Origin of the sequence: Massilia sp. LMS1-1-1.1 (genome assembly GCF_040815535.1) — a bacterium.
Taxonomy (GTDB): domain Bacteria; phylum Pseudomonadota; class Gammaproteobacteria; order Burkholderiales; family Burkholderiaceae_D; genus Janthinobacterium; species Janthinobacterium aestuarii.
Window position 1 is genome coordinate 942,822 of sequence record NZ_JBFPNG010000001.1, and the last position, 17,279, is coordinate 960,100.

Sequence of the window (17,279 nt, forward strand, 5' to 3'; positions counted from 1 at the left end):
GGCTTATGCCCTAAATCACTCGCTCCAGTCGCGCGACCGCTCCACAGCCCGCTGCCACTTGTGCAGCCGGCTCAAGCGCTCATCGGCCGCCATGGCCGGTTCGAAACGGCGTCCCACCTGCCATTGGGCGGCGATTTCTTCCTGCGATTCCCAGTAGCCCACGGCCAGGCCCGCCAGGTAGGCGGCGCCCAGGGCCGTCGTTTCCGTCACGACGGGACGCACCACGGGCACATTCAATATGTCGGCCTGGAACTGCATCAGCATGTCGTTGCGGGCCGCGCCGCCGTCGACGCGCAATTCGGAAAGCGCGATGCCCGCGTCGTCCTGCATGGCGGACAGGACGTCGACGTTCTGGTAGGCCACGCCTTCCAGCGCCGCGCGCGCAATGTGCGCCTTGCCCGTGCCGCGCGTGATGCCGATCAGGGTACCGCGTGCATACGGGTCCCAGTATGGTGCGCCGAGTCCCGCGAACGCGGGCACGAAGACCAGGCCGCCCGAATCGGGCACGCTGGTGGCCAGCGCTTCCACTTCGGACGAGTCGCGGATGATGCCGATGCCGTCGCGCATCCATTGCACGGCAGCGCCCGCGATAAAGGCGCTGCCTTCGAGCAAATAATCGGTCTTGTCGCTGCCCGCGCCCAGGCTCCAGCCCACGGTCGTCAACAGCCGGTTTTTCGATGGCAAGGGGCGCTTGCCCACGTTCATCAGCATGAAGCAACCCGTACCGTAGGTATTCTTGGCCATGCCCGGCTTCAAACAGGCCTGGCCGAAGGTGGCCGCCTGCTGGTCGCCCGCGATGCCGGCGATCGGCACGGAGATGCCCAGCAGATCAACGTGCGTGTACGCGGCCACGCCGCTCGAGGGCACGACGTCGGGCAGCAGGGAGGCGGGAATGCCGAGCAGCGCCAGCAAATCCGTGTCCCATTGCAAAGTATGAATGTTGAACAGCATGGTGCGCGACGCGTTGCTCGTGTCCGTCAAATGGGCGCCGCTCATCTTGTAGATCAGCCAGCTGTCGACGGTGCCGAAGGCCAGCTCGCCCCGTTCGGCGCGCGCGCGGGCGCCGGGAACGTTGTCGAGCAGCCATTTGAGTTTGGTGGCGGAAAAATAGGCGTCCAGCACGAGACCCGTCTTTTGCTGGATCATGTCCGCCTTGCCCTGCTCGACCAGCTGCTCGCAATAGGCGGCGTTTCTGCGGTCTTGCCAGACGATGGCGTTGGCGACGGGTTCGCCCGTGGCGCGGTCCCACAGCACCGTCGTTTCGCGCTGGTTGGTCACGCCGATGGCGGCCACGTCGGAAGCGGCCACGCCGCTGTCGCGCAGCACCTGCTGCAGCACGCCCTCTTGCGAGGTCCAGATTTCGTTCGCGTCATGCTCGACCCAGCCCGGCTGGGGGAAAATCTGGCGGAACTCGCGCTGCGCGCTGGCGTGCGGCCGGCCCGCATGGTCGAACAGGATGGCGCGCGAACTGGTGGTGCCCTGATCTAAAGCAAGTATGTATTTGGTCATTGTCTGGTGGTGCGAAAAACGGGTAAAAACAGGCACGGAGCCATCAAGCTCCGTGCCCTCAGCACTGCGGCGGCAGTTTACCTTACCTTGCCTTCTTTCCAGGCTTGCAGCAGCTTGTCGTAGGCAATCGTTTCACCCTTCGGTTTTTCATTCGCCAGCTTTTTCCATGGAGCGTGCTGGTCCGAAAGATACTGGTTCGGATCGACCTTCGGATTGAGCTTGGGCGCACACGCCTTCATGCCGGCCCGCTGCAAACGCGCCATGACCTGGTCCATTTCCTCGGCCAGGTTATCCATGGCGGCTTGCGGCGTTTTTTCCGCCGTGATGGCCGTGGCCACGTTCTTCCACCACAGCTGCGCCAGCTTCGGATAGTCGGGCACGTTGTTGCCGGTCGGCGTCCACGCCACGCGGGCGGGGCTGCGGTAAAACTCGATCAAGCCGCCGTATTCGTTCGCATGTTTCGTGAAGTAATCGTGACGGATGTCGGAATCGCGGATGAAGGTCAGGCCGACGATCGATTTCTTCAACGACACGGTTTTCGATGTGACGAATTGCGCGTACAGCCAGGCGGCGGCCTTGCGGTCGTCCGGCGTGGACTTGAACAGGAACCAGGAACCGACGTCCTGATAGCCATTCTGCATGCCCTCTTTCCAGTACGGGCCGTGCGGCGACGGCGCCATGCGCCATTTCGGCGTGCCGTCCTTGTTCACCACTGGCAAGCCCGGTTTCGTCATGCCGGCCGTAAATGCCGTGTACCAGAAGATTTGCTGGGCGATTTCGCCCTGCGCCGGCACGGGGCCCGATTCCGAGAAATTCATGCCGTTCGCCTGCGGCGGCGCGTATTTCTTCATCCAGTCGATGTATTTCGTCAGCGCAAACACGGCCGCCGGCGAATTGGTGGCGCCGCCGCGCGACATCGAGGCGCCCACGGGCGTGCACTTGTCGGCCGCGACCTTGATGCCCCACTCGTCGACAGGCATGCCGTTCGGAATGCCCTTGTCGGCCGCACCAGCCATCGACAGCCACGCATCGGTGAAGCGCCAGCCCAGCGATGGATCTTTCTTGCCGTAATCCATGTGGCCATACACCTTCTTGCCGTCCAGTTCCTTCACGTCATTCGTGAAGAAATCGGCGATGTCTTCATACGCGGACCAGTTTTGCGGCACACCCAGCTCGTAGCCATATTTGGCCTTGAACTTGGCTTGCAAATCCTTGCGCGCGAACCAGTCTGCACGGAACCAGTACAGGTTGGCGAATTGCTGGTCGGGCAACTGGTAGACCTTGCCGTCCGGCGCCGTCGTAAAGCTGATGCCGATGAAATCCTTCAGGTCCAGGCCAGGATTGGTGAATTCCTTGCCCTTGGCGGCCATGTAGTCGGACAGCGGTTCGACGGCGCCGTAGCGGTAGTGCGTGCCGATCAGGTCGGAATCGGAAATCCAGCCGTCATAGATGCTTTTGCCGGACTGCATGGACGTCTGCAGCTTTTCCACCACGTCGCCTTCCTGGATGATGTCGTGGCGCACCTTGATGCCCGTGATTTCCTCGAAGGCCTTGGCCAGGGTCTTCGATTCGTAGACGTGGGTGTCGATGGTTTCCGAGACCACGGAAATTTCCTTGATGCCCTTGGCTTTCAGCTTGGCCGCCGCATCGATGAACCATTTCATTTCAGCAAGCTGCTGCTGCTTGCTCAGGCTGGATGGCTGGAATTCCTTGTCGATCCAGGTTTGCGCCTGCTTGGCGTCGGCCAGGGCCGCATTCGACACGAGCATGGCCGCAGCCGCGAAGACCGTGAACTTCAATTTCATCGTGAATCTCCTTTTATAGTTTTTACCGGCCGCCTGCTGGCGGTACGGTATCCATCAACACCGGCAAGCCGGTTATCCCCAACGCATGACAATCAACAACAACACAAAACTGATGGCAGCCCCGATGGCCTGCTGCATTTCCGTAAACCCCGCCCACGCCAGATTCACATAGGCCGCCGTGAGCAAGCCGATGAACAACCTGTCGCCGCGCGTCGTCGGCATGGGCAAAAAACCCTTGCGTTCGATGCTGGGCGAACGGATTTGCCACACCGTCATGCCGGCCAGCATCAAGCCGATACAAATGAAGAAGATGGCCACTTCCGGCGTCCACGCCATCCAGCCGAACAGGCTGGCTGTGCTATCGGTATTTTCCATGTCACACCCTCCCCATCGCGAAACCCTTGGCAATGTAATGCCGCACGAACCAGATCACCAGCGCGCCGGGCACGATGGTCAGCACACCGGCCGCCGCCAGCACGCCCCAGTCCATGCCGGCGGCCGACACGGTACGCGTCATGGTGGCGGCAATCGGCTTGGCATTGACAGAAGTCAAGGTGCGCGCCAGCAGCAATTCCACCCAGCTGAACATGAAGCAGAAGAACGCCGTTACGCCCACGCCCGACTTGATCATCGGCAAGAAGATGCGGATGAAGAAACGCGGGAAGCTGTAGCCGTCGATATACGCCGTCTCGTCGATTTCCTTCGGCACGCCGGACATGAAACCTTCCAGTATCCACACGGCCAGCGGCACGTTGAAAACCATGTGCGCGAGCGCCACGGCCAGATGCGTATCCATCAGGCCCACCGTCGAATACAGCTGGAAGAAGGGCACGAGGAAGACGGCGGGCGGCGTCATGCGGTTGGTCAGCAGCCAGAAGAACAAATGCTTGTCACCGACAAAGTTGTAGCGCGAAAACGCATACGCGGCCGGCAAGGCGACCGTGACCGACATCACCATGTTCAAGGCCACGTAAATCATGGAATTGATGTAGCCGCTGTACCAGGACCGGTCGGTAAAAATCGTGTGGTAGTTGGCGAACGTCAATTGCTGGGGCCACAGGCTCAAGACCCCGACGATTTCCTCGTTGGTCTTGAGCGACATGTTGAGCATCCAGTAGATGGGCAAAAGCGAGCCCAGCAAGAAGACGACGAGGATGGTGCTGCTCATTTTCTTGTGCATCATTTCTGGTCTCCCGTGCCAACGCGCTGCATCCACGTGTACAGCACAAAGCAGAACAGCAGGATGATGAGGAAATAGATCAGGGAAAACGCGGACGCTGGCCCCAGGTCGAACTGGCCCACGGCCTTTTGCGTCAGGTACTGCGACAGGAATGTGGTGGCATTGCCCGGCCCGCCGCCCGTCAGCACGAACGGTTCCGTGTAGATCATGAAACTGTCCATGAAGCGCAGCAAGACGGCGATCATCAGCACATTGCGCAGTTTCGGCAGCTGGATGTAGCGGAACACGGCCAGGCGCGAGGCGCCGTCAATGCGCGCCGCCTGGTAATACGCATCGGGAATGGCGCGCAAGCCCGCATAGCACAGCAGCACGACGAGCGGCGTCCAGTGCCAGATATCCATCACCATCACCGTCAGCCAGGCATCGAGCGAATTGCCGTTGTAGTTGTAGTCAAAGCCCAGCTGATTCAGGGTGTAGCCCATCAGGCCGATGTCGCCGCGGCCAAAGATTTGCCAGATGGTGCCCACCACGTTCCAGGGTATCAAGAGGGGCAGCGCGATCAGCACCAAGGCAAGGGACGCCTTCCAGCCATCGGCCGGCATGCACAGGGCAATCAAAATACCCAGCGGAATCTGGATGGCCAGCACGGAGCCGGAAAACAGCAGCTGGCGCAGCAAGGCGCTGTGCAAGTCGCCGTCCAGCATGACCATGCGGAACCACTCGGTGCCCACGAAGACCTTTTGCGTGGGGCTCAGAATATCCTGCACGGAATAATTGACCACCGTCATCAGGGGCAGGATGGCGGAAAAGGCCACGCACAGCAGCACGGGCAAGATCAATAGCCAGGCGCGGCGGTTGTTATCGGTTTTACCGTTATGTATCATCAGGCCACCCGCTTATCGTTGACATAGTAAAGGGTGCGTTGCGGCGGAAAGCGCAGCCGCACAGCATTCCCGGCGACGGCATCGATGGCGCGCAGCTTGGCCGCCACCGTCGCGCCGCCCAGCTGGAATTCCGCCAGGTAATGCGTGCCCATATTGCGCACGGCCGTGACCGTCGCGTCCAGGCAATGGTCGCCACCTTCGCCGCCCTCGCCCACCTGCACGCATTCGACGAATTCCGGCCGCACGCCCACCGTGATTTTGCCTTGCGCGCCAGACAGCGCCGCGCGGGCGGCAGCGGACACGGCCAGCAGCTGCCCCGCCACGCGCACACCGCCGTCGTCCAGCGTGCAATCGAGCAAGTTCATGCCCGGGTTGCCGATGAAATAGCCGACAAACGTGTGCTCGGGTTCCTCGAACAGCGCTTGCGCGCTGCCCGTCTGCACCACTTCGCCCTGCGTCATGACGACCACCTGGTCGGCAAAGGTCAGCGCTTCCACCTGGTCGTGCGTGACATAGATCAGGGACAATTTCAATTCGTGGTGGATTTCCTTCAACTTTCTGCGCAGCAGCCATTTCAGATGCGGGTCGATCACCGTCAGCGGTTCGTCGAACAGCACGGCCGCCACGTCGGGACGCACGAGACCGCGTCCCAGCGAAATCTTTTGCTTCGCGTCCACGGACAAGCCGCTTGCGCGCAATTTCAAGTCGCCCGTCAATTCCAGCATCTGCGCCACCTGCTGCACGCGCTTTTTCACCTCGATCTCTTTCCAGCCGCGATTACGCAGCGGAAACGCCAGGTTGTCGTGCACGGTCATGGTGTCGTAGATGACGGGAAACTGGAACACTTGCGCGATATTGCGCGCCTCGGTCGGCAGTTGCGTCACGTCCTTGCCATCGAACAGCACCTTGCCATGCGACGGCTTGACCAGGCCGGAGATAATGTTGAGCAGAGTCGTCTTGCCGCAGCCGGACGGCCCCAGCAAGGCGTAGGCGCCGCCGTCATGCCACGCCATGCTCATGGGCCGCAGCGCATAGTCGGCGGGTGCCGACGGGTTCGGTTTGTAGGCGTGGGCCAGGTCGACCAGTTCGATGCGCGCCATGTCACGCCCCTCCTTGCACAGGAGCAAACAGCAGGCCGCCATCACTGGCAAAAATCAGCAAGGCATGCGGCTGGCAATACACGGTGCAGGCGCTGCCAATCTCCAGGTTGTGCACGCCGCCGAGCTGCGCCACCAGGGCCAGGTCGCCACGGCGCGCATGAACATAGGTTTCCGAGCCGCTGATTTCCGCCAAATCCACCTGCGCCGCGATGGCCACGTCGCCATCGGACTGCGGCGACAGATGCAGGCTGTGCGCGCGCACGCCGAGGATCACCTCCATGCTGCCACCCAGGCGGGCGCGCTGTGCGCCGCTCAAATAGATCGACAGGCCATCGGCCGCCTGCGCCACACCGGCAGCATCCACGCGGGCGGGGATCAGGTTGATGGGCGGGTCGCTGAAGGTGCGCGCCACGTCGATGGAATTGGGGGCGTTGAAGACGTCCAGGGTCGGCCCTTGCTGCAGCAATCGTCCCTCGTGCAGCACGGCCACGTGGCCGCCCAGCTGCAACGCTTCCAGCGGTTCCGTGGTCGCGTACACGACCGTCGTGCTGCCGCTGGAAAACAGTTCCGTCAATTCGCGGCGCAATTCCTCGCGCAGCTTGTAGTCGAGATTGACCAGCGGCTCGTCGAGCAGCAGCAAGGACGCATCCTTGATCAGCGCGCGCCCCAGCGCCGTGCGCTGCTGCTGGCCGCCCGACAATTCTCCCGGTGTGCGCTGCAGGTAGGGCGTGATGTGCAGGCGCTCGGCCAGCGCCAGCACTTTCGTGCGTATCTGCTCCTCGGGTACCTTGCGCAGGCGCAAGGGCGAGGCGATATTATCGTAGACGGTGAAGGCCGGATAGTTGATGAATTGCTGGTACACCATGGCCAGGTTGCGTTTGCTGACGGGCACGCCCGTCACGTCGACGCCATCGGCCGTGACCGTACCCCCGCTGGGCTTGTCCAGGCCCGCCATCACGCGCATCAGGGTCGTCTTGCCGGCACGCGTGGTACCCAGCAAGACGTTGATGGCGCCCGGCACCAGGGCCAGCGACATCGGATATAAAAAGTCGTCAGCCCCCTGCTTCCTGCTGATCTTGTCCAGTACCAGTTGCACGCGCTTCTCCTCCAGTGATGTATCTTATTCTTCGCCGCACCCTCTGCGGGGCGCGGTCACCAACGTTTTGTGCTTACGGCAAAGGGTGCTGCAACAGCCAGGCGTCGAGCGTGTCCGCCGTCTCGCGCGGCAGGTGCAAGCCCAGCTTGGAGCGCCGCCACAGGATATCGGCCGCGCTGACGGCCCATTCATGGCGCCGCACATAATCAACTTCCGCCGCGTACAGGCCGGCGGCAATTTCCTCGCCCATGGCCGCCACGTCCGCCCGCCCTTCGAGCAGCACGTGGATGCGCGTGCCGTAGGCGCGTGCATAGCGCGCCACCAGCGCCGCCGGCAGCCACGCATATTCGCGCTGCAAGGCTTGCACGAACTGGCCGAACTCGCGCACGGCCCGGTTTTGCGGCACGGCGCCATATACGTCGCCGCCGGGCAGACAAGCGTGCTCCGTCCAGGCCCGCCGCCGCTTGCCCGGTTCGGGCACCAGCAACGGCTCCAGCAGATCGAGCGCTTCCTCGGCCAGCTTGCGGAAGGTGGTAATCTTGCCGCCGAAAACACTGAGCAATGGCGCACCTTCCCGGTCCAGCTCGAAACGGTAATCGCGCGTGACGGCCTTGGCGTCGGCCGCCGCGTCTTCCACCAGCGGGCGCACGCCCGCATACGTCCAGACCACGTCGGCCGGCACGATTGGCTTGCTGAAATAGTAACTGGAAAGCTCGCACAAGTAACGAATTTCCTCGTCATCGATTTCCACCTTGCCAGTGTCGCCGTGATAGTCGAGGTCGGTGGTGCCGATCAGGGTGAAATCGTGCTCATACGGAATGGCAAACACGATGCGCCCGTCCGGATGCTGGAAGATATACGCGTGATCATGGTCGAACAGGCGCTTGACGACGATATGACTGCCCTTGATCAGGCGCAAATGCCGGCCCTGCCCGCCCGGTGCCGCCTGCTGCAGGAACTCGGCCGTCCACGGCCCGGCCGCATTGACGACGCTGCGCGCGCGCACGGATAACTCCCGCCCGTCGCCTTGCTGCAGAGTAGCCTGCCAACCATCGCCATCGCGCCGCAGGGCCGTGCAGCGCGTGCGCGTCAGCACGTGTGCGCCGTTGTCTGCCGCGTCGACGGCGTTGAGCACCACGAGGCGCGCATCGTCGACCCAGCCGTCGGAATACACGAAGCCGCGCTTGAACTGGGGTTGTAACGGTATGCCGGCCGCATGGCGCGTCAGATCGATGCTGCTGGAGGCCGGCAGAATTTCCCGCTTCGCCAGCATATCGTAGAGGAACAGGCCGACGCGTATCAGCCAGGCCGGGCGCTGGCCCTTGGCGTGCGGCATGACGAAGCGCAGCGGCCACATGATGTGCGGCGCCGAGCGCAGCAGCACTTCACGCTCGATCAGCGCCTTGCGCACGAGGCCAAATTCATAGTATTCGAGGTAGCGCAGGCCGCCATGTATCAGCTTGGTGGAGGCCGACGAAGTGTGGGAAGCCAGGTCATCCTTTTCGCACAGCACCACCGACAAGCCCCGTCCCGCCGCGTCGCGCGCGATGCCTGCGCCATTGATGCCGCCGCCGACCACCAGCACGTCGCATTTGATCGCTGTCTCCACACCCTGCTGTGCTGCGGCCATCGGGACTCCATGTCTGTCAGGGACACGCCGGCGAGGAAAGACTAGGCATCGCCGGCGACTGTCGTTAAGATCACCATTTCGTAATACGCATGCAATATGAATAAGGTTACGCCAGAATACGAACCCATAGCAACATATTTTTAGTATTATTTGTTCGTTTCTGTTCGTTTATGATTTTTAAAGAGAACACCATGATCTTGAATCCCCGCCAGCGCCGCCTGCTCGAAGTGGTGCGCCAGAAGGTCACCATGTCCGTCGAAGAGCTGGCCCAGCAGCTGGACGTGACGCCGCAAACCGTGCGCCGCGACGTCAAGCAGATGGAAGAAGCGCGCCTGCTGGCCCGCTACCACGGCGGCGTGGGCTTGCCTTCGTCCGTGGAAAACATCGATTACAGCCAGCGCCAGGTGTTCAACAGCGACGCCAAGCGGCGCATCGCGGCCGCCGTCGCCGCGCAAGTGCCGCACGGCTGCTCGCTGCTGATCAATATCGGCACGACGACCGAGGAAGTGGCGCGCGCGCTGGGCCGGCACACGGGCTTGCACGTGGTGACGAACAACCTCAACGTGGCCGCCATCCTGGCCGACAACGCGGCCTGCGAAGTCATCGTGGCCGGCGGCGTGGTGCGCGGGCGCGACCGCGGCATCGTGGGCGAAGCGACCATCGACTTCATCCGCCAGTTCAAGGTCGACATCGGCATCATCGGCATTTCCAGCATCGACGAAGACGGCAGCCTGCGCGACTTCGACGCGCGCGAAGTGAAGGTGGCGCAAGCGATCATCGAACAGTCGCGCGAAGTATGGCTGGTGGCCGACCAGCACAAATTCGGCCGCAAGGCGCTCGTGCGCCTGGCCGACCTGGCGCAAATCGACATCTTGTTTACGGATGCGCCACCGCCGCCCCGCTTTGCCGAAGTGCTGCGCGAAGCGGGTGTGAAGGTGGTGACGGCCTGAGGAGGTCACATTTCTGCAGTAAAACTGCGCGCTGTCGCGTGGGCAATACGTCTTGTGTGGGCCAGCATACAGAATGATATGAAATATTTATCAATTCGGCAAAAATGCTGTTACCATTGATGCAACATGAGTTATTTTTTTAATCTTCCTCTCTCGCAATACGATTATTTGCTTGATATTGCTTTTTATTTATCTAGAGTAAGGAAAAAGGAAAAAACTCTTTGCCGCTGAGTGATTTCCTGTGAAAACAGTGTTAAAAATACCTCAAGCACGATGATAGTTCCCAAACAAACCACTCGACAGCAAGCGTGAAGGCCTTAACCATGCCGGCAACGCCGCCCAGTGAAGGAAGAGAAATGAGCCATAATTTTGAATCGGCCGCCATGCCGCAAGCCGCCCATCCCAACAGCGTTCCCGTCAGCGAACTGGAAGCCCACCTCGGTTACTGGCTGCGTTTCGTTTCCAACCACGTTTCCCACAGTTTCCAGAAAAAAGCCGAAGCCAATGGCGTGACGGTATCCGAATGGGTAGTGCTGCGCGAAATGTTCCGCCTGGGCTGCACCTCGCCCACGGTGCTGGCGCAAGTGTCCGGCATGAGCAAGGGCGCCGTCTCGAAACTGATCGACCGCCTGGAAAGCAAGGGCATGGTCAGCAAGTCCATCCTGCTGGCCGACCGCCGCCAGCATTCGATCGAGCTGACCACGGAAGGCGAGGCGCTGGTGCCCGTGCTGGCCGAGATGGCCGACCAGAACGACGAGGAATTCTTCGGCAAGCTGCCGCGCCAGCTGCGCGACGACCTGCTCGAAGCGATGAAGGAAGTGGCGCGCACGCATCAGCTCAAGAGCGCGCCGCTGAACTGAACGCATTCTCACATCGGCAAGGGTGACGCGGCGGCGCGCGCGCTTCGGCTATGATGCTGGCCTGACTGTTTACCAGGAACACGCATGGCCCTGCACATCGAAACTCCCTTGCTCAACTCGCGCGCCCTGAGCCTGCACAGCGAACGCGCCATCTGGCTCAAGCTCGAAGCCTTGCAGCCGCCCGGCTCCTTCAAGATCCGCGGCATCGGCCTCGCCTGCGAAGAATACGCGCGGCGCGGCGCCAGCCGTTTCATCTCCTCTTCCGGCGGCAATGCCGGCATCGCCGTCGCCTATGCGGGACGCCAGCTGGGCATTCCCGTCATCGTCGTCGTGCCGGAAACGACGAGCGAACGGGCCAAGGCCCTGATCGCCCAGGAAGGCGCCGAAGTCATCGTGCACGGCGCCGCCTGGCAGGAAGCGAACGCGCTGGCGCAATCCATGCTCACGCCGCAAGACGCCTTTTTGCACCCGTTCGACGACCCGCTGCTGTGGCAGGGCCATGCCGGCATGATCGATGAGGTGGCCAGCGCCGGCCTGAAACCGGACGCCGTGGTGCTGTCGGTCGGTGGCGGCGGCCTGCTGGCCGGCGTGGCCGAAGGCTTGCAGCGCAACGGCTGGGATGACGTGGCCATCGTGGCAGTGGAAACGCAAGGCGCCGCCTCGCTGGCGGCGGCCGTGGCCGCTCGCGAACACGTGGCCCTGCCCGCCGTGACGAGCATCGCCACCTCGCTGGCCGCGCGCCAGGTGTGCGCGCAGGCGTTCGCCATCAGCCAGACGCGCCCGCTCCACAGCGTCGTGGTATCGGACCGGGACGCCGTCGACGCCTGCCAGCGGTTTATCACCGACCAGCGCCTGGTGGTGGAACCGGCCTGCGGCGCGGCGCTGGCGGCCGTCTACGGCAAGGTGCCGGAACTGGCGCCCTACCGCAATGTGCTCGTCATCGTGTGCGGCGGCGTGACGGCCACCACGCAGCAGCTCGACCACTGGAGCGCCACCCTGTAGCCGCTACGGCGCCGCCTCGAGCAGCGCCACGCCATCGCGGCCCTGCCCCTTGGCTGCGTACAGGGCCTGGTCGGCCAGGTCCAGCAGCTGCGCCGGCGTCAGCGCGCCTTCGCGGAAGATGGCGATGCCGATGCTGGTCGTCACCGGCAGCGGGCCGCTGGCCAGCTCGAAGGGCTGGCGAATGGCGTCGACGATCTTGGCGCCGACCTGGCGCACTTCGGCCGCGCCGTTCACGCCTTGGAGAATGATCACGAATTCATCGCCGGCCAGGCGCGCCACCAGGTCGCTGGCGCGCACGCTGCGCACCAGGCGCGAGGCGAATTCCTTCAGTACCTCGTCGCCCGCCTTGTGTCCCAGGCTGTCGTTGATGGCCTTGAAACGGTCGATATCGAGATAGGCAAGCGCCATCGGCGCGCGCGCGGCCCGCGTGCGCTGCATGCTTTGCGCCAGCTGCTCGTCGAAGCGGCGCCGGTTGGCGATGCCCGTCAGCGTGTCGGTGGCGGCGGCGAACTGCAGCGCCGTGTGCATCGCCTTGGTCTTGGTGATTTCGTGAATCAGGCCATACACGCCTTCCACCGCGCCGCTCTCGCCCACATCGGGCACGTAGCTGGTATGGAAGGTGCGCTCCCCCGCCTCGTTGTCGACCGTGAATTCATAGTCGACCTCCTCGCCCGCGAAGGCGCGCAGCAGGTGCTGCTCGCGCAACTGGTAGGCTTCCTCGCCCAGCACCTCGCGCATGGAATGCATCAGGCTCTCCCTGGCCGAGACGCCGAACCATCGTTCAAACGTCGCGTTGATGAACTGGTAGCGGTGCTCGCGGTCGATATACACGATCACTACGGGCACATGGTCCGTCAGCAGTTTCAAGCGCCGCTCGCTGTCGCGCGTCTGCGCCTCGGCGATTTCACGCTCGGCCACCAGCGAGTAAAAATCGCGGCTCAAGTCGCCGATCTCGTCGCGCCGCTCGATTTGCAGCGCCTCGATGCCCAGGCGCTGGCGGCGGATCTGGTGCACCTGCCGGCGCAAGCGCTCCAAAGGCTGCAACAGGCGCAGCACGATGCGCCAACCGGCCAGGCCAGCCAGCGCCGCCAGCAGCACGGCGGCCAGCAGAATCTTGCTGCGGATGGCGTGCAGCGGCGCAAAGGCCTCGCTCATCGGATACACGGACGCCAGTATCCAGCCCGTCGAGGCGATGCGGTGGTAGGCGAACAGGGCATCAACGCCCTGCGTGGTGGTACCCGTCATCCAGCCTTCGTAGCCCTGCATGGCGCTCCGCGTGGGCACGCTGACGGGGCCGTGGGCTTCGATATGCTGCATGATGCGCGACTTGTCCGGATGCTCGACGATGACGCCTTCGCTGGTCATGATGTACAGGTAGCCGCCCGTGCCAGGCTTGAGGGAGCCCAGACGGCCGAGGAAATCGGGCTGGCGCAGGTTGACGCTGGCCGCCAGCACATAGCGCACGCCGCCGCGCGCATCGAACACGGGCTGCGTCACCACCACGATGGGCATGCCGGAAATGCTGCCGTTGAGCGGCGAGGAAATCACCGAACGCCGGGTCGCCAGCGTCCGTTCAAAGTAAGGGCGGCCCTTCACGTTCAGCCCCGCCTGCGGCTTGAAGGGACTCACGCTGGCCAGGACGATGCCGTCGATATCGACGACGCCGGACGAATAAAACTCCTTGCTCAGCACGGTTTGCGCGGCCAGGAAGCGCTGCAGGCTGGGGCCGTCGTGCGCGCCGCTGGCCGCCAGGCTGTCCGCGATCGCGCGCAGCACATTGCGCTTCGCGTCGAGTTCCTCGTCGATGAAGACGGCGGCGCTGGCCAGCGATACGTACTGCTGGCGCCCCATCACGTCGCGCATGCCGCGCTCGGCCACGGCCAGGGTGGCCAGCGCCAGCGAGGCGACCGCGCCCAGCACGAGCAGGAAGACGACCACGCTCATGCGCGCCTTCAGGCTGGCGGGCAGGCGCCGGCGCAGCTGTTTTCGCCAGTTCGTCACGTACGCCGCTGAAGGTAGTGGCACAGGCGCTCGACCGACTCGTCCAGCGCCAGGGTGCCCGTATCCAGGGTCAGCGCGGCCGCCAGCGGCGCCTCGTACGGCGCGGAAATGCCCGTGAATTGCGCGAGCTGCCCCGCGCGCGCCTTTGCATACAGGCCCTTGGCATCGCGCGCCTCGCACACGGCCAGCGGCGTGCTGACGTGGATTTCGATGAAATGCGCAGCGCCGATGATGTCTGCAGCCATGGCCCGGTCGGCGCGGTACGGAGAAATGAAGGCGGCGATGACGGTCAGGCCCGCACCGTTCATCAGGCGCGCCACTTCGGCCACGCGGCGGATGTTTTCATGCCGGTCTTCTGGCGTAAAACCGAGGTCGCGGTTCAAGCCATGGCGCAACTGGTCGCCGTCGAGCACCGCCACGGCGCGGCCCTGCGCCTTGAGCTGGCGCGCCAGCGCCTCGGCGATGCTGGACTTGCCGGCGCCGCTCAAGCCCGTCAGCCAGACCGTGTCGTGTTGTCCTGCTGTCATCACACTGCCTCTCCCCTGTAGAGCTGGCAATATAACAAAGCCGCGCAGGAAAGGACAGACTATCAGGCAGCGCTGCGCGCCTCAAGCAGCAACTGTCGTATCTCCGGCACGCAGGAGCCGCAATTGCCGCCAGCCTTGACGCAGGCCGTCACCTGCGCCGTCGTCGTCAGTTTTTGCTCCACGATGGCCGCGCAAATGGTGTTGCGCCCCACGCCAAAGCACGAGCACACGGTGGGACCGGCGTCCACGCCCTTGCCGATGGGCTGGCCCAGCAGCACGCCGGCGCGGTCGGCCGCATCCATCTGCGCATGCGCAAACAGGCCCGCCAGCCAGCTGCGCGACGGCAGGTCGGGACGGGGCGAGACATACACGCATTGCGCGATGCGTCCCTCGTCCAGGTGCACGGCGCGGTACACGCCGGCGCTGGCATCCGCGTAATCGAGCCAGTCGGCATTGTCGTCCGTGACGCCGAGCAGCGCGCGCGCCCAGGCGCCCAGATCGTCGATGCGCTGGCGGCCGGCCAGCTCGTAGCGCAGGAACTGCTCGCCCTGGATGCGCGTCCAGTGCGCCACGCCGTCCAGGTTCAAGGGCGTGCGGCTCAACACGAACGCATGCCAGTGCACGCGGAACTGCTCGATGCGCACGGGCGTGTGCTTGAATTCGGGCTCGCCCGAGACGGGGTCGACGACCGGGTTGACGACGGCGCCCACGCGCGCGTCCGACGCATTCGCGTCGCTCCAGTGGATCGGCACGAAGACCTGGCCGCGCGCGATGCCGCCGCCATGCACGACCCTCGCCACCATCGCGCCCCAGGCGCTGGAAATGCGCGCCAGCTCGCCTTCGCGCACGCTGTACAGCAGCGCATCCTGCGGGTGGATGTCGATGAACGCTTCGGCGATATGGCCCGACAGTTTCGCCGCCTTGCCCGTGCGCGTCATCGTATGCCACTGGTCGCGCACCCGGCCCGTATTCAGGATGAGCGGATAGTCCTCGTCGGGAAGGTTGCGCGGCGCACGCGGCGCCGTCGGCACGAAGCGCGCGCGCCCGTCCGCATGCGCGAAGCGGCCGTCGCCGAACAGGCGCGCCTGGCCCTGCGGCCACTGCTGCGGCGCCAGGGCGTCGTAGCGCGCCGCGTCCAGGCCCGCCAGGTGGCCCAGGTTGAACAGCCGCGCCGTCTCGCCTTCGTTGCGGAAGGCGGACAGGCGCGCGTGTTCATCGAAGATGGCTTGCGGCGCCGTGAAATCGAAGCCGGCATAGCCCATGCGGCGCGCCACGTCGCACAGCACGTCCCAGTCGGCGCGCGCTTCTCCGGGTGCCGGCAGAAAGGCGCGCTGGCGCGAGATGCGGCGCTCGGAATTGGTCACCGTGCCATCCTTTTCACCCCAGCCCAGGGCGGGCAGCAGCACGTCGGCATGGGCATTCGTGTCCGACCCCGCGCTGATGTCGGACACCACCACCAGTTCGCACTTGGCCAGCGCGCGGCGCACCTGGTCGGCGTCCGGCATGCTGACCAGCGGGTTGGTGGCGATGATCCACACGGCTTTCACTTTACCCGCCTCGATGGCGTGGAACAGCTCCACCGCCTTCAGGCCAGGCTTGTCGGCGATGCGCGGAGAGTCCCAGAAGGTTTGCACGGCTGCGCGGTGCGCCGGCTTGTCGAGATCCAGGTGCGCCGCCAGCATGTTGGCCAGGCCGCCCACTTCGCGCCCGCCCATGGCGTTCGGCTGGCCCGTGAGGGAAAACGGTCCCATGCCGGGCTGGCCGATGCGCCCCGTCGCCAGGTGGCAGTTGATGATGCTGTTGACCTTGTCCGTGCCGCTCGAGGACTGGTTGACGCCCTGCGAAAAGGCCGTGACGACCTTGCGCGTGGCGGAAAACGCCTGGTAGAACGCCAGCAAGGCTTGCGGATCGACCTTGCAGATTTTCGCCACACGCAAAGGATCGGAACAGTCGACATGGGCGGCTGCCAGCGCTTCATCGAGGCCGTTGCTGTGCCGCGTCACGAAATCATCGGCGATCACGCCTTCGCGCGCCAGATAGCACAGCAAGCCGTTGAACAGCCACACGTCCGTGCCCGGTTTCACGGGGAGGTGCAGGTCGGCCAGCTCGCAGGTGGCCGTGCGGCGCGGGTCGATCACCACCAGTTTCATCTCCGGCCGGCTTTCGCGGATGCGGGCGATGCGCTGGAACAGGATCGGGTGGCACCAGGCCGTGTTTGAACCCACCAGCACCACCATGTCGGCCAGTTCCAGGTCTTCATAGCAGCCCGGCACGATATCCTCGCCGAACGCGCGCTTGTGGCCGGCCACGGCCGACGACATGCACAGGCGCGAATTGGTGTCGATATTCGCGCTGCCCACATAGCCCTTCATGAATTTATTGGCGATGTAATAGTCTTCCGTCAGCAGCTGGCCCGAGACGTACAGGGCGACGGCGTCGGGGCCGTGCTTGTCGATGATGGCGCGCAGGCCGCCGGCCACCTGGTCCAGCGCGGCGTCCCAGGAAGCGCGCTGCAGCACGCCATCGACGCGCACCTGCGGCTGCAGCAAACGGTTCTCCAGGTCCAGGGTGTCGCCGAGGGCCGAGCCTTTCACGCACAGCTTGCCCATATTGGCCGGGTGTTTGGCATCACCGGCGATGCGGATGGCGCCGTCGGGCAGGCGTGTCGCTTCCACGCCGCAGCCGACGCCGCAATACGGGCAAGTGGTTTTCACGGGCGTGCAAGTGGTCATGGG

Annotated in this window: 14 protein-coding genes; 3 read left to right on the forward strand and 11 right to left on the reverse strand. The window is 64.0% G+C overall.

Features of this window, described 5'->3' with window-relative positions; genetic code table 11:
- Positions 1–15: 15 nt before the first annotated feature.
- The 8 genes from glpK to glpD all read right to left on the reverse strand — a co-directional run bounded on the left by glpK (position 16) and on the right by glpD (position 9,204).
- Entirely contained in the window at positions 16–1,509 is a 1,494-nt protein-coding gene (glpK, locus tag MRBLMS1_RS04335) for a glycerol kinase GlpK (protein ID WP_485878046.1), read from the reverse strand.
- A gap of 77 nt (positions 1,510–1,586) precedes the next feature.
- Positions 1,587–3,314: an ABC transporter substrate-binding protein gene (locus MRBLMS1_RS04340; protein WP_034779106.1), complete on the reverse strand. Its 1,728-nt coding sequence runs from the start codon at positions 3,312–3,314 to the stop codon at positions 1,587–1,589.
- Positions 3,315–3,386: 72 nt separating this feature from the next.
- A complete protein-coding gene (locus MRBLMS1_RS04345) occupies positions 3,387–3,662 on the reverse strand; it encodes a DUF2160 domain-containing protein (protein ID WP_034755012.1) in 276 nt (91 codons plus the stop codon).
- A 28-nt stretch (positions 3,663–3,690) separates the two neighbouring features.
- The gene (locus tag MRBLMS1_RS04350) at positions 3,691–4,497 is read right to left on the reverse strand and encodes a carbohydrate ABC transporter permease (RefSeq protein ID WP_070256602.1); all 807 of its coding nucleotides are present in this window, start codon (positions 4,495–4,497) and stop codon (positions 3,691–3,693) included.
- Positions 4,494–5,378 (reverse strand): carbohydrate ABC transporter permease, encoded by an 885-nt coding sequence (locus MRBLMS1_RS04355; protein ID WP_034754965.1) that lies wholly within the window; start codon positions 5,376–5,378, stop codon positions 4,494–4,496. Before MRBLMS1_RS04355 ends, MRBLMS1_RS04350 begins: the two co-directional genes overlap by 4 nt.
- Positions 5,378–6,478, reverse strand: a complete 1,101-nt coding sequence (locus tag MRBLMS1_RS04360; protein ID WP_485878048.1) for an ABC transporter ATP-binding protein — start codon at positions 6,476–6,478, stop codon at positions 5,378–5,380. Before MRBLMS1_RS04360 ends, MRBLMS1_RS04355 begins: the two co-directional genes overlap by 1 nt.
- Position 6,479: 1 nt before the next feature.
- On the reverse strand, positions 6,480–7,574 hold the full coding sequence (locus MRBLMS1_RS04365; protein ID WP_485878050.1) for an ABC transporter ATP-binding protein: 1,095 nt from the start codon (positions 7,572–7,574) through the stop codon (positions 6,480–6,482).
- A 73-nt stretch (positions 7,575–7,647) separates the two neighbouring features.
- On the reverse strand, positions 7,648–9,204 hold the full coding sequence (gene glpD / locus MRBLMS1_RS04370) for a glycerol-3-phosphate dehydrogenase (RefSeq protein WP_485878051.1): 1,557 nt from the start codon (positions 9,202–9,204) through the stop codon (positions 7,648–7,650).
- Positions 9,205–9,395: 191 nt separating this feature from the next.
- On the opposite strand from glpD, the gene MRBLMS1_RS04375 reads away from it, so the two are divergent.
- The 3 genes from MRBLMS1_RS04375 to MRBLMS1_RS04385 all read left to right on the forward strand — a co-directional run bounded on the left by MRBLMS1_RS04375 (position 9,396) and on the right by MRBLMS1_RS04385 (position 12,016).
- Positions 9,396–10,154: a DeoR/GlpR family DNA-binding transcription regulator gene (locus MRBLMS1_RS04375; RefSeq protein ID WP_181878063.1), complete on the forward strand. Its 759-nt coding sequence runs from the start codon at positions 9,396–9,398 to the stop codon at positions 10,152–10,154.
- 356 nt (positions 10,155–10,510) lie between these two features.
- Positions 10,511–11,014 (forward strand): MarR family winged helix-turn-helix transcriptional regulator, encoded by a 504-nt coding sequence (locus tag MRBLMS1_RS04380; protein ID WP_046684031.1) that lies wholly within the window; start codon positions 10,511–10,513, stop codon positions 11,012–11,014.
- An 84-nt stretch (positions 11,015–11,098) separates the two neighbouring features.
- Complete coding sequence (locus MRBLMS1_RS04385) at positions 11,099–12,016, forward strand: pyridoxal-phosphate dependent enzyme (protein ID WP_485878052.1); 918 nt, start codon at positions 11,099–11,101, stop codon at positions 12,014–12,016.
- A 3-nt stretch (positions 12,017–12,019) separates the two neighbouring features.
- On the opposite strand, the gene MRBLMS1_RS04390 is transcribed toward MRBLMS1_RS04385, so the two are convergent.
- The 3 genes from MRBLMS1_RS04390 to MRBLMS1_RS04400 all read right to left on the reverse strand — a co-directional run bounded on the left by MRBLMS1_RS04390 (position 12,020) and on the right by MRBLMS1_RS04400 (position 17,276).
- A complete protein-coding gene (locus MRBLMS1_RS04390; RefSeq protein ID WP_485878053.1) occupies positions 12,020–14,017 on the reverse strand; it encodes a diguanylate cyclase domain-containing protein in 1,998 nt (665 codons plus the stop codon).
- Positions 14,014–14,544 carry an adenylyl-sulfate kinase gene (gene cysC, locus MRBLMS1_RS04395; RefSeq protein WP_128142619.1) on the reverse strand — a complete coding sequence of 177 codons (531 nt, stop codon included), beginning with the start codon at positions 14,542–14,544 and terminating at the stop codon, positions 14,014–14,016. Before cysC ends, MRBLMS1_RS04390 begins: the two co-directional genes overlap by 4 nt.
- A gap of 62 nt (positions 14,545–14,606) precedes the next feature.
- Entirely contained in the window at positions 14,607–17,276 is a 2,670-nt protein-coding gene (locus tag MRBLMS1_RS04400) for a molybdopterin-dependent oxidoreductase (RefSeq protein ID WP_485878054.1), read from the reverse strand.
- Positions 17,277–17,279: the final 3 nt, after the last annotated feature.